Source organism: Streptomyces sp. NPDC044003 (assembly GCF_056435185.1).
In genome coordinates, this window is the sequence record NZ_JBWKFA010000019.1 from 41,419 (window position 1) to 60,945 (window position 19,527).

Here is a 19,527-nt window from a genome sequence, read left to right on the forward strand (position 1 = left end):
TCCACATGGTGGAGGCACCACCAGAAGTGAGAGCGGGACTCAGCCGCGGATGATGTTCTCTGCCTGCGGGCCCTTCTGGCCCTGGGTGATGTCGAACGTCACCGTCTCGCCCTCGGTCAGTTCGCGGTATCCGTTTCCGGAAATGTTGGAGTAGTGAGCGAAGACGTCCGGTCCGCCTCCGTCCTGGGCAATGAAACCGAAGCCCTTCTCGGAGTTGAACCACTTCACGGTGCCGCTGGCCATGCTCGTCCTTCTGGTCAATTCAGCGGTAGCCCGGATTCGAGCCACCCCGGGCGTCCCCTTCGGACGCCCGAACCAGTCCTCCCCGGACGGACGCGCACTTACACCCATTCACCAGATCTTGTTCGGATTCCGTGCCCGTCCGTAACAGTCTCAAGCCCCTCCCCGGCGCCATGCACGCCGCCCGTCAACGCATCCTGAGGCCGAGACCAACCACGGACTCCCCTAGTTCTCGGAACTCTCAGTGACGAGCGATTACGCTGAGGCGTGAGCAGATCGTCTGGGATCAGCGTCGACTGGAGGACAGGTTTACTTCATCCCGGGGCGGCCCACCGCCCCGTGCGCGACGGCGCCCCACGCCGACAGCGTGGGTGTTAGAGCGGCAGCCCTGGCCTGGGCCACGGGTGAAGCTCAACAGCAAGGACCGCCGCACGGGGGACACCATCCCCTGGACCCACCTGATCGCGGCCTTCCGCCAGGTCCTCGTCCATCCCCCTGCGCCCGACAGCACCGACCCCTTGGGCATTCCGCTCACCGACGCCCGTCGGCACATGCTCGACGTCCTCGACCACGTCACGTTCGAGCTCGGGGACGCACTCCACGCCGCCGCCTTGATGCTTCAACCCCCAGACGACCCGGAGGACAGCAGTCACCTGCGACTGGACGGCTTCCCGCTACAGGACCACACCACCGCACGCCTGTACGTCACCGCGCCCGGCACCGACGGCCCTCTGGGGCTCGATGTCTCTCTCCACGACCACAACGGCCGCGTACGTGTCGGCAACACCGCCCTCATGGCCGCACTGCACTCACTCGTCCCGACGAACTCGACGGCAACCACTCCCCCGTCCAGGACGCCTATGCCCCCGCCGGCGTCTGCGACTTCACCCACTGGTGAGACGCCCAACGAGCAAGTTCGAGTCCTGCTGTGGCGTACCACGGCCCGTTCCAGACTGTCCGCTTCCAGCCCGTGGGTCAGTAGTCGAATGCATCGAGGTGTCGCCGCAACAGGTCACAGATGTCTTCGCGGCTCCCTGTGGCCGGCAGCAGCGAGGGCGTGTCCTCGCCGTTCACCATGGCGAGGCTGCTGGTGAAGCGCACGAGGTTCGGTGCCGGGACGAAGGAGTCACGCAACCAGACAGCGAAGACGCCGGCTTCATCCGCTGTCACGTCCGTAAGGGTGATGTAGGCATAGTCGGGCTCGGCGATGGCGGCGGTACCGTCCACCCACACGTCGGGCGCCGACTCGATCTCGAAGTCCAGAACGGTCATCTCGTGGATGCCGGACCTCCGGTGCCCGATGGCGGGATCAGGGAACGCCTCTCGCAACGCCCGCTCCAGGGTCTGCAGTGTGGCTTGCCAAGCTCCGCCGTCCCCCTCCGGGGGACAGAAGGCGAAGTTCGTCCGGATGTTTCGTTCCGTGACCATGGTCTTCCTTGCGCTCAGCGACGTCACCGGGATGGCGGACGGTGTGGACAAGCGTGCCGCCGAGACGCTGACAGATACGGCCCTCGTGCCAGAAGCGGGGCAGTTCCCTCCGCCGGCGCGGGCCGGGTTCCAGGTGCACTTTGTGGAGCGTCAGCCGGACATGATGGCGATCGATGGACAGCTGCTCGCGGACACCGGACCGGACGCCGACCTCGAACGCGTCCCGGCGGCGGAGTGCCGTCCGTCCTCCCCCTACTGGACACCGGAGTGTTCACGGAGGAGAAGGTCAAGGCAGTCCGTACCGCACTCGGCACCTGACGCCACCCCGCGGCGGGGCATCCGCATCCTCGCCAGGAGGTACGGACGCCCGGAGGTTCGCACTTCACGCCCGGACGCGCGTCAGTTCGCGGTCGCGGCGGCGACGAGGGCCTGGAGCTGTTCGGCGGTGCGGTCGAGCGGCTGGGTACTGCGCTGGGCGCGGCACATCGCCACCGTGCCTTCGACGGCCGCGACCGTGAGCGTGGCGAGTTGCGCGGCCTGTTCGGGCTCGGCCCCGTGCGCCCGGAGCGAGTCGGCCAGCAGGGTCTCCCACTGCTCGAAGACCTCGGCTGCGGCCGTCAGCACGGGAGGGATCTCACCGTCCTGGGGTTCTTCGATGGCCACAGCGAGGACGGGGCAGCCGGCATGGAAGTCACTGTCCACGACGATCTTCCGCCACAGGTCGAGGAAGGCCCGGAGGCCCGCGACCGGCCCCGCCTCCAGTTCCTTGCGCAGGCTGCGGGCGACCCACTCGCCCGTGTACCGGACGGCCTCGGTGGCCAGTTGCTGCTTGCCTTCGGGAAAGTAGTGGTACGTCGAGCCGAGCGGCGCTTTGGCGTGTTTGGCCATCTCCCGGATGCTCGTGGCGCTCAGCCCACGCCGGCTGATCATGTCCGCGGCACCTGCCACGATCCGCTCCCGCGACGGCGTACTGCTCCTGGCCACGTGTGGACCCCCTCTGGTTATAACGTCCGTCATAGTCTACCGTGACCAGCGTCTATAACGCTCGTCATAGGAGCTGCCATGCCCATGATCCGGCTGACCGTCCCGTCCGGCGCCCTCACCGAGGAGGGCCGTACCACCGTCCAGCGCGACCTCGCGGCCGTACTGCTGCGCTGGGAGGGCGCACCCGACACCGCCTTCTTTCGCTCCCAGGCGTGGAGCTACCTCATCGAGTTGCCCGAAGGCGCCCAGACGACCGCAGAGGACGGCGAGGCCCGCTTCCTCGTGGAGGTGACGGTGCCGCAGGGGGCGCTGTCCGAGCGGCGCAAGGCCGGACTGGTACAGGACGCGACGGAGACCGTCCTCGCCGCAGCCGGCCTCGCTCCGGACGACGCGCTGCGGGTGTGGGTGCTCGTGCACGAGCAGCCGGACGGAACCTGGGGTGCGGGCGGCTCCGTCATCCGCTACGCCGACCTGGTCGCCCTCGCCCGGCAGAACAAGGAGCAGGCCGATGCGTGAGCTCACCTACGTCGCCCGGCGCACGGTCGAGTGGCGCGAGGCCCCTGACCCCCGGGTCCGGTCGGCCGGCGAGGTGATCGTCGCGCCCGTCGCCGCGACCTCTTGCGATGTGGACTCCGCGATCCTGGCCGGGCACGGTTTCATCGACCCGCCGTTCGCCCTCGGCCACGAGTGCGTCGCTCGCGTCACCGACATCGGCGACGACGTCACCACTGTGGTTCCCGGGGACCTGGTCGTCGTGCCCTGGTCCATCAGCTGCGGCACCTGCGATCACTGCCGCACCGGGCTCACCGCCCACTGCACGTCGGTCCCGCACATGGCGATGTACGGGGCGCCGATCGGCGGCAGCTGGGGCGGACTCTTCTCGGACCTGGTCCGCGTCCCGTACGCCGACGCCATGCTCGTACCGCTGCCCGCCGGCCTCGACCCGGTCGCCATGGCCTCGGCCAGCGACAACTGGTCCCTGTCCTGGCGCCTTGTCGCACCCCATCTCAAGACCCGACCCGGCGCCCGGGTCCTGGTTGTCGCCCGTGGCAGCATCGGCCTGTACGTGTGCGACATCGCCCGCGCCCTCGGCGCCTCCGACGTCCTCTACGTCGACCCCGACGCGGAGCACCGCAAGCTCGCCGAGGGCTTCGGCGCCCGTACTGCCGAGACCGTCGAACCGATCCGCCACGGCTTCGACGTCGCCGTAGAGGCCACCGGCCGCGTCGACCAGCTCGCCCTCGCCCTCAAGTCCCTCGCCCCCGAAGGCATCTGCGAGTCAGCCGGCAACCACTTCCGCCCCGGGGAACTGCCCCTGCTCGACATGTACCTCACCGGCGTCACGCTGCGCATCGCCCGCGACAACGTCCGCGCCCACATCCCCGACGCCCTCGACCTCGCCGCCTCTGGAACCGTCGACCCCGCGCGCGTCGTCTCCCACGTGCTCGACTGGGAGCAGCTCCCCGACGCATTGCCCGAGAAACACCTCAAGCCCGTCTTCGTCCGCGACACCACGCCGGCCGAGCCAGCACGCTGACCACATCGTCACCATCCCCGGCCACGAGCCGCGCCTGCTCCTCGACGAGACCGTCCGCGCCGCGGCCTCCCCGCAAACCCTGAACCACCAGGCAGACGGATTCCGCACCCGCACCGGACAACTCACCGGCCACCGCCGCGTACCGCATGGGATCCCCGCGGTGGACAAGTGCCTGATCGAGGCCGCCCGTCAGGAAGCCATCCTCGGAGCGATGTACCCCTGGGTGTCGATAGAGCAGCTGGGTGTGTCGGCAGGGCACGACTGGGAGGAATGGGGACACGCCCCGCTCCTGGCGATGTTCGCCCGTCGCGACGGGTATTCGGCGGTGGGCCGCACACAGCCGGGTGACATCGTCCGGCTGACGACATCCGACCCCGCGGAGGCCGCCGCTTCGCGGCCCGCCTGGTGGGTTCCGAGGGCATCGTGCGACCGGAGAAGCCGTATGTGTGGCCGTCCGAGGTGGAGACCGTCCTGCGGGATGCGGGATGCGGGATGCGGGGTGCGGGGTGCGGGGTGCGGGGTGCGGGGTGCGGGGTGCGGGATGGAACCCCGGACGCGCTGTCGATGTAACTGGCTGAACAGAGACCCCAGCAACCGCATGCCGGAGGCCATGGAGAACCTCGTACTCGGCGTCATGCCGGTCCGCATGCCCCTTTCGGGGTGAACCGGACCTCCGCGGAACCGACCCCATTGGTCAACCGTGCCTGAGTGAGCGTGGCCAGCGGGCGAAGGGCCGTGCCATAGGCGTCTCCTGTCCAGGGGCTGGAGGTGAGCCAGCACAGGGACTGGCCGTACTCGGGGTTGGGGGCGCGGGCGTGGGCTTCGTCCGGGAGATCGCGGAGCTTGTCTCGTACGCAGGGCAGCTCGGAGGCGTCGGAGCGGGTAGCCCCCTCACCCACGCCCCCGGAGGCCCCGCCGCCCTCGCCACCGACGCGAGATCCCCCTACCAGTTAGCCGACTTCGCCTTCTGCTCGCCTATGACGAGGGGTGCCTGATCTTCCCGGGCCTGCCCGACGAATGGCGATGGCCCCGTCACCGCACCCTCCGGGAGTCGCCCGCCCTCACTCGTACGTCTCCTTCCAACGCTCTCGATGCCGCCGGTCGCCTTGCCCCAGGCCGTTCACCGCCCCGAGCGACAGCAGCGAGGCCCCGTTGTTCCACAGGCCGAGGTGATCGCGATGAATGGCGAGCATGTCGTTCTCGGTGGCGAACTTCTCCGCCGGACCGCTGAAGTACGTCGTGGCCACGAAGATCGCCACGTCGACCTTGAAGTGCACCTTCGCTCCGAGCAGGTCACGCATCTCCCGGCTGGGAATCTTGCTCTTGGGCGTGTACCGCTTGCACTGGATCACCATGCTCCGCCCATCGGGAAGGATCCCGAGGACGTCGGCGCCGTTGTCGTGCGAGCCGCCGACCCTCCGCACGTCGGTACACCCGTCCCGCCGACACAAGTCCACGACGAAGTCCTCGAACTCCGTCCCGGTCATCGCGTCGACTTCGGCGAGCGTCCGGCGCCCGGCTTTCACGGCCTCGTCATGCCGCCAGCGCCGATCCTCGCCTCTCATGGCCCGATCGGTACGCCACAGCCGCCACCCACCGACAGCGGCACCGCCGAGCACCGTCGCACCGAGGAGATAGGGCCAGACCACGCTCCAGAAGGCCACCACCGCGACGACACCCACGCCGGCAGCGATCGCGCCACCCCTGAGTCGCTGCCGCCGGCGCTTGCGCGCAGCCGATACCCGCCGCTTCCGTGCCGCCGCCATGGCCCTCCCTCTGGTCCGGCACAGCAGGATCAAGGAAACGGCGCCCAACCATAAGGGCGCCGATCGGCCAATGGCCGACAAGAGGCGGGCTCCCGAAAGCGCAAGCGAGGACGCAACACACGCTCGGCCCGTCTGTTCTTGATCCTGGCGATCCACACTGCATCCCGACCAGCCCGTCGAGTCACCCCCACTGCCGCGCGGCCGGGTCAGCTACACATAGTCCGGCATCGCGAATGAGCGGTACCAGTCGTTCCCTGCCGTGATGAAGGGGATCAGCCGCCGCAGACGGTGGCCAGCGTGGTCGACGACCGCCGCAGGATCAGAGTTCCGCGGGCGGCAGGCCGAGGTAGTCGTGCCATGCTCGGCGGCCGGTGGGCGTCACGAGGAGAGCGCGGGTGGTGCCGATGCGCGTCATCCATCCGGTGGCGAGTGCGTGGGCGCACAGGGCGGCGCCCACGGCGCCGGCCAGGTGGGGACGGCGCTCAGTCCAGTCAAGGCATGCGCGCACCGGTGGTCGGCGTGAGCCGGCGGGCACCGTGATCCCGGCCTCTGCAAGCCAGAGGGCACCCTTGCCGGTCAGGCCCGGCTCGGGACCCCACTCCAGCAGTCCGCGCTCGACCATCGCGTCGGTGATCGCCAGCGCGACGGTACCGGCCAGGTGGTCGTAGCACAGCCGTGCACGGGCCAGTGCCTGCTGTCGGCCGGAGGCCGCCAGCGAACGCGGTGGGGCGCTGTGCTGGGGAGCCAGCGCGGCAAGGCTCTCGATCAGCTCGATCACCCTGCGGTCGGCCACCCGTACATAGCGGTGGCGTCCGTGCCGCTCCTCGACGAGGAGGCCGCCGTTCACGAGCAGGTTCAGATGCGAGGTTGCGGTAGACGGTGCGACGCCGGCATAACGCGCGAGCTCGTTCGCTGTCCACGCCCGGCCGTCGAGCAAGGCCAGGCAGAAGGCGGCCCGGGTGCCGTCGGCCAGCAGCCTGGCCACGCCCGCCAGGTCCACACCCACATCCTGACCCGCGCGCTGAATGTCCACGGTGCCCATTGTCGCGGACATTCCTTCGACGTCCGTCGAAGCGTCCCTGTCCTAGCGTCGGCACGTGCGCAGGGCTCACCGGCCCCGCACCTGCATCCGCCCGCGAGGCCGTGCCGCCTCCGCTCACGTACTGGAGCAACCATGACCGAGTCCGACACGACCGTCACCGCCTCCCACCATCCCGGACCCCAGACGGACCTTGTGGTCACCGACGCTCCCACCCCGGCGGACATCGCGGTGATCTCGGAGGCACTGGACCGCTTCAACACCGAACACACGGGAATCGCGGACCGCAGACCTCTGTCCGTCCTGGTCCGTGATCCCGAGACGCGTCAGGTGGTCGGCGGGCTGACCGGGCGGACCTCTCTCGGGTTGTTCTTCCTCGACCTCTTCTACCTGCCGCCCGGGCTGCGCGGCAATGGGCTGGGAACAGAGATCCTTGAGCAGGCCGAGAACGAGGCCCACGCCCGCGGCTGCCGCACGGCCGTGCTCTATACGATCACCTTCCAGGCCCCCGGCTTCTACGAGAAGCAAGGGTGGAAACGTCTGGGGGAGGTGCCCTGCGACCCGGCGGGCACCAGCCGCGTCTTCATGACCAAAGAACTCGCCGCTCCGACCGGCGATCCCGTTCGGTCGCGGTGAGGTCGCCGTGCTCGTTGGACCGTCATCCGTCCCGTCCGCTCTGCCTCGCCCAAGTCTCTGCCACCGACCGCGTGCGGGGCGTCACGGTCTGGGACGGTCCCGTCCGGGCTGCCAGACGCACTGGCCTGGGTGCTCGATCCGCGCAATCCGCGCGGGGTGCGGTTCCGGCTGACGACGTTGCCCGCGGTCGACGTGTGCGCTCTCACCAGCGCAGGTCACAACTCCCTAACCGCCATTGCCGAGTGGGTACGCCGGCGACCAGGAACTACTGGCCCGGCCGCCCTGCCCCTTCGATCCCCTCACAGGACGGCTTCGGGCGCCGGGCGAGCGCACCCCGCGCGATGCGTTCGCCCGGGTCGACCCCGCGGTACTCACCGCCGCCGGTTTCACCAGGCTCACCACACTCCAGCCCCACCCGGTGAGCGCGACCGGCCCGGACGGAACCGTTGAGCGCGAACAGTGCCGCGCCCACCGCATCGTCCGGCGCGAGACGGACTGGCCGCGACCGCGTCGTACGGCTTTCGCCGTGGACGGCAAGTGCCTGCGCGGCGCGGTCCGCCCGGACAGCAGTCGTGTCTTCGCCCTGATGCCGTGCGCCACCACGATGCGTCGACCGCTGCTCTGCGCGAGATCGGTGCGAAGACCAACGAAATACCCGAGATCATCCTACTGCTCGACACCATCGGCGATCAGGACCTGACCGGCTCCGTCGTCACCGTCGACGCCAGCCGCTTCCGCGGCAAGCGCGAGATCATCGGCGCCGTCGCCCTCGAAGGCGCCCCCGAGATGGCCACGGCAGTCCGGGCCGCGGCCGCCGCCGCGGACGGCCCCGCGCCCGGGTCACCGCCCTCGCCCGCGCCTACCTCGACTTCGCCGCACACAACCCGGTGGTCTCTCCCGCCGGAGCACACCGAGTGGAGGACGCAACTTCCAGTGGACCGACTCGTCAAGCTCTGACGCACCGTACGGCCGGGCAGCAGGGCTATTCGGGTCGGCTGCCTGGCTGCGGCGTCGCTTCAGGTCACTCGCGCCATACGGCACAGCCGCAGTCGCCGCGCCCGGCACCCCAGACGGGGCGGCCACCCCGAGAGCTTCGGTGCTCATTGATCACGACCCGATACGCACCCCAGGGCGGGCGCGAAAGGTATCGACGACCACGTGATTCCTCACGTGCCGCCGGGGGCGGCGCGCGGGAGGCCAGAGTCAGACGGTCTCGGCCAGGACGGAGTCGAGACGGTCCAGGACGTGGGGCCAGCCCTGACCCATGCCGTCGTAGGCCTGGCGGCCCATCGGGGAATCGAGGTCGAACCCCGCGTGAGTGAGAACGAGGCGGGTGCCTTCGCCTTCCGGCTGGAGCGTCCAGGTGATGGTGGTGTCGAGCGCGCCCTCAGCGAATCGGTAGGCCAGCAGGCGCTGCTCGTCCGCCTCGGTCACCTCGCAGGGCTGACTTCCGAAGTTGCCCATGTCGAGGGTGAAGCGGTGCCCGACGACGGGCTTGATGTCGCCCGCGGCCCACCAACGGGCGTGGAGGTCGGGATCGGTCAGGGCCTTCCACACCGCCGCGGGCGGGTGGGGCAGGAACTTCTCACAGGTGATCGTGTTGTTCTCGGTCATCTTTCGTTTCCTCGTCCAGGAGATCGGCCAGCGCGTCCAGGCGCTGCCTCCAGTAGTGCTCGAACGGGTGCAGCCACTCGCTCACCTCAGCCAGCCGCGCCGGTTGCAGCCGGTAGAAACGGTGCCGACCACGGCGCTCCTCGAGTACGAGCCCGGCGGTGCGGAGTACCGCCAGGTGTTCGGAGACCGCAGGCCGCCCGAGCTCGAACATCCCGGCCAGCTCGCCCGTGGAGCGAGGTCCCTCACGCAGATGCTCGAGCAGCCGGCGACGCACCGGATTCGCCAGCACGCTGAACACGTCGGTAGGCATGACGAGAGAATACGTCGGAACTTTCCGACGCGTCAACAATCTCCGACGGGTCAGTCGGACACCATCCCCCACTGGCACGGGAAGCCGCGACCGCAGGCACATGGAGCACAAGGGCTCGACACCAACGGTGCGCGTCGCGCGGAGACAGACCGCGCATGGACGGGGAGCTGCCGCCAGGCCGTACCGGCCACAACCCCAACGTGGCGCCCGCGGACGCGGCACGCACGCACGCACGCACGCCAAGGCTTCGTCGAGCAGCGATGAAGTCACTTACTGCCATCTCGATGAGTTCTGTGGTGAACCGTGGTGACGTCTGGCCGTTGGCCGGGTGCCACGATCGGCTCCACGGAAGCCGTCGTCGGTTGCTATGCCGCTGACTCGTGCATCGCGAAGGGCCGTTGATCCGGTGGTCGAGCTGCTGGCGGCCGGGGTGCTGGCCAAAGGTTGTCCCGTAGCTGCTGCTTGCCACAAGTGCTGAGCCATTCCCTGTGCTGGGCTCCAATGAGCGCCGGGGCGTTGTCAGTGGGCGAGGGCACACTGACTGCGTGATCACCTCTTCATCCACCGCAGACGACGCCTCCCGCCCTTCCCCTGTCTGGGTGGAGTCGATGGGCGGCCCTCTGATCGTCGTCCCCGTCTCCGCCCTGGCCGCCTGGGGCGGGTGCACGGAGAGTGGTGTCATGGCGGGAGACGCCACCGCTCCAGACGACTACGACCGGGCCTGCGCGGTGGACGATTTGGCCGGTGTGATTCCCGTTGGCGAGAACGGTGCGCAGGCACTGGTGCTGGCGGACGAACCGGCCACCAGCTGCTATCTGCCCGAGCGTCGAGCCTTCCTGCGGTGGCTTGCCGCCGGCTCCGAGGCCGGACTGAGCGCCGCGGTAGCCACTGTCCTCGCAGACCCGGCCACGGTGTGGGAGGGGTGCGGCACCTGGGTGTCGGACGGTCCGGCGGTGCTCATGGACTCCGCCGAAGCGGGTTCCGACTTGGGCATCGAGTACCCCGACGGCGGGATGCCCGCCGAGGCATCGGTCCCGCTGCCCGCCGGCCGCTGGAGGGTCCGCGCCACTCACACCAAGGTGGACGGGGAGAACTGGGTCGGCCTGGTCCAGCTCCTGCCCGCCGAATCCTGAACGGACAGTGCTTCGGTCGGGTGCGGTCAGTTGCGGCGCGCAAGGTTGTGCAGATGGGCAATGCCGAGCATCGCGTGGTGTACGCCATCGCCCTTGAGGCGGCATCGCGCAGAATCTTCCAGGTCTTCATCCGGGCGAAGGCATGCTCGACCCGAGCGCGGACCTTCCGGTGTGAGGTGCTGTGTTCCTCTTTCCAGGCGGGCAGTTCGCTCTGCCCGGGATCGTGGCGGTGTGGGATGACGAGCCCGGTACCTCGATAGCCGCCGTCGGCGATCACTGTGGTGTTCTCGACGGGCGGCCTTGGCGCCGGACAGCTCCCATGCCTTGCCGTCGTTGCGGTTGCCCAGCAATGGTCGGCCGACCACGACCACCAGTCGGGTGTCGGCGTCAACGACGACCTGGTGATTCGTCGAGTACCTGTAGTTCTTGGGACCGCTCCGCCACCGTGTGGTCGCGGGTAGGGACCAGAGTGCCGTCCACGATGAGCACGGCGTCCTTGCGAAACCGCTTACGGGCCGGAGCGCGAGGAGAGGGCCGAGGTGGTTGATGACGCGGCTGGCTGCGGACTTCGAGACTCCGAACAGCGGGGCGAGCTTACGCAGCGTCAGATTGGTGCGCCAGTACGCAGACACTAGGAGCAACCGGTCCTCCAGCGGAATCCCCCACGGCCGGCCTCGCCGAGCGATGTCGGCGCCTTCACGCCGCAGTGCACGCACCGCCCGGTTGAACTCGCGCGGAGCCACGCCAGTGAACGGGGCTATCCAGGACGGCTCGGACGCCGTGATCACGCGTGACACGGTCGAGATCACCACAGAGCGAGATCGCTTACGGGACAGCCCTTACCGGCGATCCTTCGACGCTGTCGGGGCGCATCCGCGGCATGGGCGTTTGGTCGGGATGGCGGGTGACGGAGAGGTCGTCACCCTGTCTGTTTTTATCGGGGTGAAGTAGAGCCAGGGCTTCGGCGTGAATGGGAGCCGGTGGTTCTTCGGTGAGTTCGGGAGCCAGTTGGTGTGATGGTGTGGAACATGCCGCTTTCAGAGTAATCGCGAGGGGCTGCGCCGGTTGGCCGTCACGCTGTGCCTGTTGATCACGGTCCAGGTCAGGGAGACCGCTGGTGCACAGGTCACGTGAGTGGCTGTTCGAGAGGATTCGCCGGGCTCATCGCGAGCAGGGGCTGTCGGGGCGGGAGCTCGCCACGCGGTTCAAGGTCTCGCGGAACACCGTGCGCAAGGCGTTGGAGTCGCCGGTGCCGCCGAAACGGAAGTCGCCGCCGCCACGCAAGAGCGTGCTGGAGCCGGTGAAGGGCTTCATCGACGCGATGCTGCGCGAGGACCTGGACGCGCCGGCGAAGCAGAAGCACACGATCCCGCGGATCATGGAGCGTCTGGCGGCGGAGCACGACTTCGAGCTGGCCCGCCAGACCACGGTCTGGGGGTACGTGTCCAAACGGCGGCCGCAGATCCGTGCGGAAGCCCTGGAAGGGCGTCGACACCTGGACGGGATGGTGCCGCAGGCGAAGAGGCCGGGCGAGGAGGCGGAGGTCGACTTCGCGGACTTCTGGCTGGACCTGGCCGGGCAGCGGCGCAAGGGCGTGCTGTTCACCCTGCGGCTGTCCTACTCGGGCAAGGCGGTGCACCGGGTCTACGCGACCGCGTCCCAGGAGGCGTTCCTGGAAGGACACGTGGAGGCGTTCACGGTGCTGGGCGGGGTGCCGTCGGTGCACATCCGCTACGACAACCTCAAGCCCGCCGTCAAGCAGGTGCTCTTCGGCCGCTCCAGGTTGGAGTCGGCCAGGTGGGCGTCGTTCAAGTCCTGGTATCAGTTCTCCGCGTTCTACTGCGCTCCTGGTGAGGACGGCGCCCATGAGAAGGGCGGGGTGGAGCACGAGGGCGGCCGGTTCCGCCGCAAGCACCTGGTCCCGCCGCCTGAGGTGGACTCGCTGGCGGAGCTGAACGAGCGGCTGGCCGCGATCGACGTCGCGGAGGACGCCCGGCACATTCACGGTCGGCCCACCTCGATCGGGTTCGACTTCGAGGCCGAGCGCGAGCGGCTGCGGCCGCTGCCGGCGGACGGCTACGACTGCGGGATCGACCTGACGCCGACGGTCGCGCGGAACTCCCGGATCACGGTGAGGCAGTGCTACTACTCGGTTCCGGCGAAGTTCATCGGCACGAAGGTGCGCGTCAAGCTGCGGGCGAACGAGTTGTGGGTGTTCGACGGACGCAAGGTCGTTGCCCGCCACCCGCGGCTGACCAGGCGTTACACCTACCACGACATCCTGGACCACTACCTGGAGATCCTGCTGGTCAAGCCCGGTGCGTTCGCCGGGGCCTCCGCGCTTGCCCAGGCCCGCGCGGAGGGTGGCTTCACCAAGGTCCACGAGGCGTTCTGGGCGGCGGCGAAGAAGAAGGCCGGTGACCGCGAGGGCACCCGGATGCTGATCGAGGTGCTGCTGCTGCACCGCCAGCTGCCCCCGGAGGCGCTGGTCGCGGCGATGGAGACATGCCTGCGGATCGGGTCGGTCTCCACCGACCTGGTCGCCATCGAGGCCCGCAAGGCGATGGAGGGCACCGATGCGGACGATGCCGAGTTGCTGGCCGACACCGACGAGGAGCCCGAAGGTTCCACGCCGCCGGATCCGGGGGCGCAGGTGATCTCCCTGCACGCTCGCCGTCTGCCGCCCGACCCGCGCCAGGCGCTGCCCGACATGAGCAAGTACGACCGGCTGCTGAGCCCGGTCGCCGGCCGCACCAGCCAGACCCAGAAAGGCCACGGCGTATGAACCCGACCATCACCGTCACCGACCAGGACGACGAGCAGAACGCCGGCAAGGTCCCCGCCCGCAGGATGTCGCTGCCCGGCGACCCGGAAGACATGCTCATCGACGAGGCATGCCGGGAGCTGCGGCTGCCGGCGTTCCGCGAGCGGTTCATCGACCTGGCTGCCACCGCCCGGCGTGAGCAGGCCACCTATAAGCAGTTCCTGCTGGACATGCTCCAGGCCGAGCAGGCCGACCGGGACCTCCGCCGCCAGCAGCGGCTGCTGCGGCTGGCCCGTTTCCCCAGGCCCAAGCGGCTGGAGGACTTCGACTTTGCGAAGAACCCGAACGTCACCCCGGAGGTCGTCGCCGACCTGAAGTCACCGACCTGGGTCCGTGAGGGCCGGCCGCTGGTACTGATCGGCGACTCCGGCACCGGCAAGTCCCACCTGCTGATCGGCATCGGCACCGCGATCGCCGAGACCGGCCTGTCGGTCCGCTACACCACCACCTCGGCGCTGGTGAACGAGCTAGCCGAGGCCGACGCGAACCGCCGCCTGTCCTCGGTCATCGCCCGCTACAGCAAGATCGATCTTCTCTGTCTGGACGAGTTCGGCTACCTCAACCTGGACCGCAAGGGCGCCAAGCTGCTGTTCCAGATCTTCACCGAGCGCGAGGAGCGCAAGGCCACCGCGGTCGCCACGAACTCACCCTTCACCGAGTGGGACAAGACCTTCGGCGACGCCCGCCTCTGCGCGGCCATCGCCGACCGGATCACCTTCCGCTGCACACTGATCCAGACCGGCACCGAGTCCTACCGCTACCAGACCACCCAGGAATCCCTCTTCACCGCTCAGAGCTGACAACCCGCCAGGCAGCACGAAGGACTGGCCCCCACCGATGGCTGGCTCTGCGCATAGGAAGCGGTTCTGGCTCAGCTTTTGTTTGCGCCGTGAGGCTTCGTTGGTTCAGTGCTGGAGAGCGCAGTCATCAGCTGCCAGGTGCAGGTGTCGAAGGGTTTCCAGTTCGGTGGTGGGGAAGGCGTGCAGCTGCCACTTCTGGAGGTAGCCATCCTCGCCGTGGGTTCGCCGCACCTTCTCGGCAGCCATCAGGACCGCATGTGCCAGGGAGGTACGAGGGCGTGTGGACGTCCACACGAGGGTGCCCTTCCCGTCCGGTGCGTCGAAGCTCGTCGACATGTCCGGGAAGCGACGGATCGTGATGTGCACGTCGCTGTTTCGGCGACGAAGAATCCACCGTGCCTCTACCGGTTCGAGGTCGAACGAGAACCGCTGGATGCCATGGGGGCCGTAGAGGCCCGTCACGCCCTTCAACAAGTCGGCGAGCGCGTTTGTGCAGTAGCTGACGCTGTCCCGGTGCTTCGTCGAGCCGTCCCAGATCCTGCACGTAGCCCAACCGGAGCCGCTCAGTTCCCAGCTGAAGTGCAAGGACCTCGTCACCGAATCCCCCTGATCGTTTGCGGACAACGCTACAGCGGTGCTGAAGACGTGGGGCGGCCGGGTACGCCACTCATCCGCGCGTACCCACGTTCCGGAGCGCGCTCCTTCGCTCGCGGCGTGGTGCTGCAGTGCTTCAGTCGATGCGGTGCGCTCTGACGAAGGACTGCAGGGCTTCCTGCGTGTGTGGAAGGCCGAGGTCCCGCAGCCGGTCGGCGGACGAGCGGATGAGCCAGGCGTGCCGGTGGCCGGCGAGATCGCCCAGCAGCTGCTGCTGCGCTGCTGTCAGGTCGGCGTAGCGGGGTGCGGGGTGCGGCTGCGGAGCGGGGAAGAGCTCCTGGATCGCCCTGCGGGTGCGGGACCCGTAGTAGTCCCAGACGATGCGGGGCAGGCACGCGTCGAGCGCCTCGCGCACGGCGGCCGGGTCCGAGCCGGGCGGCAGGGCGTGCAGGGTGCGCTCGATGTGGCCGTGAAGGTCGCCCTCGCAGTAGTCGGTTACGCGATCGAACGGGCTTCGGGCAGCTGCGGTGAGTTCCGTGACAGTCCGGCTGAGCAGGCTGGGGCCGACAGGGGTTCCGTCGAGGCCGGCGAGACGGATGAGGGCGGTGGCTGCGGCCCACCGCATCAGCGGATCTGTGGCATCCAGGTACGGGGTGATGTCCTCGGTCGTGGAGGAAGGTCCGACGAGGCCGGCGGCGAGCAGTGCGGTGGCTGCGGTGACCGGGTCCTTATCTTCTGCGGCAAGGGCGAGGAGGCGGGGCAGGGAGGTGGTGGAGAATTCGGGGAACCAGGCCAGGAGGTAGGCGATCCGGGTCCGCAGCCGTGCGTCATCGTCGTCGAGTAGGACGAGAAGGCCGGGGAGTTCGGCCAGGACGGCGTCGTATGACTGGAGTGCCGACCACCGGGAGTCGGGCGAGTTGCCGGCGGCCACCCAGTCCCGTATTTCCTGCAGCTGTGCGCGCTTGTCGGCATCCGTCGCGGCGGCCAGCTGCTCCTCGTACCACGGCAGAAGCTCTGCCGGCCCGCACTCCGCTGCGGCCGCACGCCATCCGGCCACGTTGATGCCAGTGGTCACGTCGTACTCGTCGTGCCAGTCCACGGCCAGGCGGGTGAGCAGCAGCATCGTGTCCTCACGGGCGGCCGCGGGCCCCGCGACGGCGATCCTCGCGAGGAACGGCACGGCGAACGGAGAGGCCGAATAGCGGCTGCCCTGATGAAAAATGCTGCTGAACAGGCTGCTAAACGCCTGCTTGCGTGCCTCGTCGTCGCTCCCGCACAGGGTGCGTATATGCCCTGGAACGTCATGCGCCGACTCGTAGGCGTGGGACAGGCCGGCCCAGTCCACATCGTCCAGTCCCGCCAGCAGCTTCTCGTACTCGTTGATCATCGAAGAAGGATCGCAGGAGGCACTGACACAGCCTCCGCGACACAGCAGCAGCTGGTCCCGCCCGAGCGGCACTGGTCCGCAACTTGCTGTAGGTGGGGAATCACGGCGAGCAGGTCTGAGGAACCTCCAAGCAGCCAGTGAGGAAATTCATGGAGCCTCATCAGCCACTCCGAGGAGCCCAACGGGCTCGATCACGACATGCTGGCGCAGTGCTCTCGCTTCGCGTGGGGCGGACCCTGGCCACGACTTGTCAGGGAGGCAACCCGGGCCCGCGACCACACGTTATCGATGACACGGACCCGGTCTTTTCGGACACTCCGCCCAGACCCGCCCGGTCACCCGATTAGTGGCTCCCAATCCCGCCGAAGTGGCTCCCGAACTCACCGAAGAACAACCGCCCCGGGCGAGTACACCACCGCCACGAACGGCCTACACCCGGCTCCCGTTCACACCGAAGCAGTGGCTCTCATATGACCCGACAAAATCACCCTGTCCCATACCGACTCCTTACCGACTCCTTTCGCGACTCCCTCGGCCGTCTCGACCAGAAGCAGCTGGACGAAGTGGTCCGTGGCCAAGGGCTGTCCCGCCTTGACCGCTCATAGCTCCGGGAGCGGTGGGGTGTCGTCCATCACCTGCAGCAACTTCCGAGCAGGCATCGCCTCCTCCGGCCGCACGGAGGAGGCGACACCCTCGATGACTGACCGGCCTGCATACACGGCTGCCCTTGCAGCCGCCTCCCAGCCGGTTTGCTGCTGGCAGGTCGTGTCCTGCTTGCGATCCTGGGTCGACGCAGCAGCGGAGTGCCACTGGTCGGTCCGGTAGATACTTCCCAGCAGGTCCAACAACTCGGCCTGGCAGGCCACCTGCGGGGACCCGGCCAGTTCGAGAAGGAACGGGACCGCGGGAGCTGTCGCCTCGCCGACGACGAACCCCAGCGCACAGATGGCGTCGCCCAGGTCATCGATGGCGATGCGGGCCGTGTCCTCATCCCCCTAGGCGATCCGGGACAGAAGAGGAGGAATGCCGCTGGCCCCAACCCCCGTCGCATCGCGCAGTCCTCCCCACCGGACCCCGGAGACGCTCCTCAACAGACTTCCCACACCCTGCTCCTCATCAGAATCTCGTGCCGGTGTGGCGGTGTCGACGTACTTGTTGAGGTGCTCAACCAAGTACAGATAGACGTGCTCAGCTCGGACGCAGCCGGCGGCCTATGGGGGCGGGGACAGATGAGGTCCCTGGACGAATGGCCAGGCTCCTCTCTCGATCAGAAGGCGCTGGCCAGTGCCGAACGCAGCTCCTCATAGGTGGGGGCGAGCTGGCGAAGCTGCGCCGCGGCGGTCTGGTCGTCGCCGTGCACCATTGGGTACTGGAGACTGCCCAGGATCCGGGCCTGGCGCTGTGCGATGGAGGCCGCGTGCGACAGTCCCAGCTCTTCCAGGCACGTCGCCGCGTCGTTGAGACGGCGTGCTCCCACGCGGACGCCGAACGCGGTGAGCAACGTGCGGATACCGGGGGGTGTGCCTTGGGCGACGATGTCGGCGAGCGTCTCGACGGCGGCGGCTCCACCCAGTGAGCCGGGCGGCATGGGCAGGTCGTCACGGCCGGCCAGCCACCGCTCGGCTCCCGGCAGCGACTGCCTCAGCGCGTCGGCAGGAGTGACCCGACGATCGCGCACGAAGCCGGTCCGCAGCACGAACGGGGCGTCGATGTAGCTGATCGCTTTCGCCTCCCAGGCAGAGAGGAAGGCCTGCGTGGGCAGCGTCGCGTACGGGTGGCCGTGAGGGTCGTGGAGTTCGACGCTGTCCCGGTCGGCAGAGAGCACCACGACGTAGTGGTCACCGCCGTCGGCGTTCGGCGTGCCGGGCTGGTACAGCAGCAGGCCCATGTCCACCGGCCCCACCAGGACCGGCCCCCGCGAGCAGGCGGTCCGCAACCGTTCAAACGCCTCGGCCGACGTCCCGCCGTCGCTGCGCTCACAGCTCCAGCCCAACATCGCGATTGCGGCGTCGAGGCCGGCCTCGGGGTGCCAGCCGAAGGGATCGAACAACGGCAGGGAACCAGCGATGAGCTGTGCGCCGAACGGTGAACCAGTCAGCGTCTCGATGACTGCGGTTGAGGGCGACGCCCCACCCAACATCATGGCCAGCGAGTTCGTGTAGCAGTAAGGACCGGAGCCGACGTAGCCGAGCACAGGGAACCCTTCGTAGAGTCAAAGGTGGTTTCTCCGCCGACGAATCGCCGGGCAGGTGCGAGCAGTCAACCCCCTCACACCGTGTCAGGGTCAACTCCCCACTCGGCCGTCACCCCTCCCACCCGGCCCTGCAGCCGTCCCGGCACTGCCCCGCGACAGGTACTCAAGCCCGGGTAATTCACTCGTACCTGGTTGACTACGTTCAGTCGTACGCCGCCAAGCGGTGCCATAACCATGGTGCAGACGCGGGTGAGACCGCGACCAGGCGGCCTGCGACCGGGTAGTGGAACGGGGCCCGGCGTGGCGCCATGATCTTGCTGTGACTGGAGTGACCACGGCGTCGGCCCCGTCCTGGATAGCCCAGTTCACCGGGCTGAGCCCACGCTGCTTCGGCAAGCTGGTGACCGCGCTGCGCCGAGAGGAGGCCGATGAGGTGCGACGGGGTCGGCCGTGGGGGCTGCCGCTGGAGGATCGGGTCCTGCTGATCACGACGTACTGGCGCACGAACTTGACGCTGCGCCGGCTTGCCCCGCTCTTTGGGACATCGAAGTCCGCGGCAGACCGCGTCATCAGACACCTCGGTCCCCTGCCCGCGCTCCGGCCGCGCAAGCGGTCCCGCAAGGACACTGTGCTCATCGTGGACGGAACCCTGGTCCCCACGCGCGACCACATGGTGGCCGAGCAGTCGAAGAACTTCCGCTACTCCACGAATCACGAGGTCGTCATCGACCCCGACACCCGGCTTGTCGTGGTGGCCGGCCAGCCCTTGCCCGGCAACCGTAATGACTGCAAGGCATGGGAACTGTCCGACGCCAAAGCCGCCGTCGGCCGCACCACGGTGGTCGCCGACGGCGGCTACAGGGACGAACTGCCGGCCTGGCCCGCGCCGAGCACGCCTTCGCCCGGATGAAGACCTGGAACATCCTCAGCGACTGCCGATTGAAGGGAGACGGGGTCCACCACGCGATGGGCGGCATCGCCCGCCTGCACAACCTCACCCTCGTCGGGTAGACAAACGGACCGAGCACCCGCCAGCCACGC

General features: G+C 68.6%; 16 protein-coding genes and 4 pseudogenes. 8 read left to right on the top strand and 12 right to left on the bottom strand.

Going from position 1 to position 19,527, the window contains the following annotated elements; all coding sequences use genetic code 11:
• Positions 1-39: 39 nt before the first annotated feature.
• From AC07AW_RS39655 to AC07AW_RS39665, 3 genes are all read right to left on the bottom strand, one after another.
• Positions 40-243: a cold-shock protein gene (locus AC07AW_RS39655; RefSeq protein ID WP_147981444.1), complete on the bottom strand. Its 204-nt coding sequence runs from the start codon at positions 241-243 to the stop codon at positions 40-42.
• 972 nt (positions 244-1,215) lie between these two features.
• Positions 1,216-1,668, bottom strand: coding sequence for a hypothetical protein (locus AC07AW_RS39660; RefSeq protein ID WP_478820331.1), 453 nt, complete (start codon positions 1,666-1,668; stop codon positions 1,216-1,218).
• A 399-nt stretch (positions 1,669-2,067) separates the two neighbouring features.
• Positions 2,068-2,685, bottom strand: coding sequence for a TetR/AcrR family transcriptional regulator (locus tag AC07AW_RS39665; RefSeq protein WP_478820332.1), 618 nt, complete (start codon positions 2,683-2,685; stop codon positions 2,068-2,070).
• 45 nt (positions 2,686-2,730) lie between these two features.
• Between AC07AW_RS39665 and AC07AW_RS39670 the strand changes: the two genes are divergently transcribed.
• Both AC07AW_RS39670 and AC07AW_RS39675 read left to right on the top strand, forming a co-directional pair.
• Complete coding sequence (locus tag AC07AW_RS39670; RefSeq protein WP_478820333.1) at positions 2,731-3,168, top strand: tautomerase family protein; 438 nt, start codon at positions 2,731-2,733, stop codon at positions 3,166-3,168.
• A complete protein-coding gene (locus tag AC07AW_RS39675; RefSeq protein WP_478820334.1) occupies positions 3,161-4,189 on the top strand; it encodes a zinc-dependent alcohol dehydrogenase in 1,029 nt (342 codons plus the stop codon). Before AC07AW_RS39670 ends, AC07AW_RS39675 begins: the two co-directional genes overlap by 8 nt.
• 1,061 nt (positions 4,190-5,250) lie before the next feature.
• Here the strand turns inward: AC07AW_RS39675 and AC07AW_RS39680 are convergent.
• Entirely contained in the window at positions 5,251-5,955 is a 705-nt protein-coding gene (locus AC07AW_RS39680) for a restriction endonuclease (RefSeq protein WP_478820335.1), read from the bottom strand.
• A gap of 319 nt (positions 5,956-6,274) precedes the next feature.
• Positions 6,275-6,997, bottom strand: coding sequence for an ArsR/SmtB family transcription factor (locus tag AC07AW_RS39685; protein WP_478820336.1), 723 nt, complete (start codon positions 6,995-6,997; stop codon positions 6,275-6,277).
• A gap of 132 nt (positions 6,998-7,129) precedes the next feature.
• Here AC07AW_RS39685 and AC07AW_RS39690 point away from each other — a divergent pair, with 132 nt between their 5' ends.
• Positions 7,130-7,630: a GNAT family N-acetyltransferase gene (locus tag AC07AW_RS39690; RefSeq protein ID WP_478820337.1), complete on the top strand. Its 501-nt coding sequence runs from the start codon at positions 7,130-7,132 to the stop codon at positions 7,628-7,630.
• 726 nt (positions 7,631-8,356) lie between these two features.
• Positions 8,357-8,532: pseudogene (locus tag AC07AW_RS39695) on the top strand (TetR family transcriptional regulator); the annotation flags it as partial.
• A gap of 301 nt (positions 8,533-8,833) precedes the next feature.
• Here the strand turns inward: AC07AW_RS39695 and AC07AW_RS39700 are convergent.
• Positions 8,834-9,244 (bottom strand): SRPBCC family protein, encoded by a 411-nt coding sequence (locus AC07AW_RS39700; RefSeq protein ID WP_478820338.1) that lies wholly within the window; start codon positions 9,242-9,244, stop codon positions 8,834-8,836.
• Complete coding sequence (locus tag AC07AW_RS39705) at positions 9,216-9,554, bottom strand: ArsR/SmtB family transcription factor (protein ID WP_478820339.1); 339 nt, start codon at positions 9,552-9,554, stop codon at positions 9,216-9,218. The genes AC07AW_RS39700 and AC07AW_RS39705 overlap by 29 nt, the downstream gene beginning before the upstream one ends.
• A 545-nt stretch (positions 9,555-10,099) precedes the next feature.
• Between AC07AW_RS39705 and AC07AW_RS39710 the strand changes: the two genes are divergently transcribed.
• Complete coding sequence (locus AC07AW_RS39710; protein WP_478820340.1) at positions 10,100-10,687, top strand: Imm21 family immunity protein; 588 nt, start codon at positions 10,100-10,102, stop codon at positions 10,685-10,687.
• 109 nt (positions 10,688-10,796) lie between these two features.
• On the opposite strand, the pseudogene AC07AW_RS39715 reads toward AC07AW_RS39710, so the two are convergent.
• Both AC07AW_RS39715 and AC07AW_RS39720 read right to left on the bottom strand, forming a co-directional pair.
• Positions 10,797-11,078: pseudogene (locus tag AC07AW_RS39715) on the bottom strand (transposase family protein); the annotation flags it as partial.
• 133 nt (positions 11,079-11,211) lie between these two features.
• Positions 11,212-11,499 (bottom strand): annotated as a pseudogene (locus AC07AW_RS39720) (helix-turn-helix domain-containing protein); the annotation flags it as partial.
• Between the two features lie 305 nt (positions 11,500-11,804).
• On the opposite strand from AC07AW_RS39720, the gene istA reads away from it, so the two are divergent.
• Positions 11,805-13,472 carry an IS21 family transposase gene (gene istA, locus AC07AW_RS39725; protein ID WP_478820341.1) on the top strand — a complete coding sequence of 556 codons (1,668 nt, stop codon included), beginning with the start codon at positions 11,805-11,807 and terminating at the stop codon, positions 13,470-13,472.
• A 65-nt stretch (positions 13,473-13,537) separates the two neighbouring features.
• Positions 13,538-14,311 (top strand): IS21-like element helper ATPase IstB, encoded by a 774-nt coding sequence (istB, locus tag AC07AW_RS39730; protein ID WP_478820385.1) that lies wholly within the window; start codon positions 13,538-13,540, stop codon positions 14,309-14,311.
• Between the two features lie 105 nt (positions 14,312-14,416).
• On the opposite strand, the gene AC07AW_RS39735 is transcribed toward istB, so the two are convergent.
• From AC07AW_RS39735 to AC07AW_RS39745, 3 genes are all read right to left on the bottom strand, one after another.
• Entirely contained in the window at positions 14,417-14,896 is a 480-nt protein-coding gene (locus tag AC07AW_RS39735) for a hypothetical protein (protein WP_285494151.1), read from the bottom strand.
• Between the two features lie 145 nt (positions 14,897-15,041).
• Positions 15,042-16,292 carry a HEAT repeat domain-containing protein gene (locus AC07AW_RS39740; protein ID WP_478820342.1) on the bottom strand — a complete coding sequence of 417 codons (1,251 nt, stop codon included), beginning with the start codon at positions 16,290-16,292 and terminating at the stop codon, positions 15,042-15,044.
• A gap of 1,267 nt (positions 16,293-17,559) precedes the next feature.
• A complete protein-coding gene (locus tag AC07AW_RS39745; RefSeq protein WP_478820343.1) occupies positions 17,560-18,486 on the bottom strand; it encodes a hypothetical protein in 927 nt (308 codons plus the stop codon).
• A gap of 319 nt (positions 18,487-18,805) precedes the next feature.
• Between AC07AW_RS39745 and AC07AW_RS39750 the strand changes: the two are divergent.
• Positions 18,806-19,497 (top strand): annotated as a pseudogene (locus tag AC07AW_RS39750) (transposase).
• Positions 19,498-19,527: the final 30 nt, after the last annotated feature.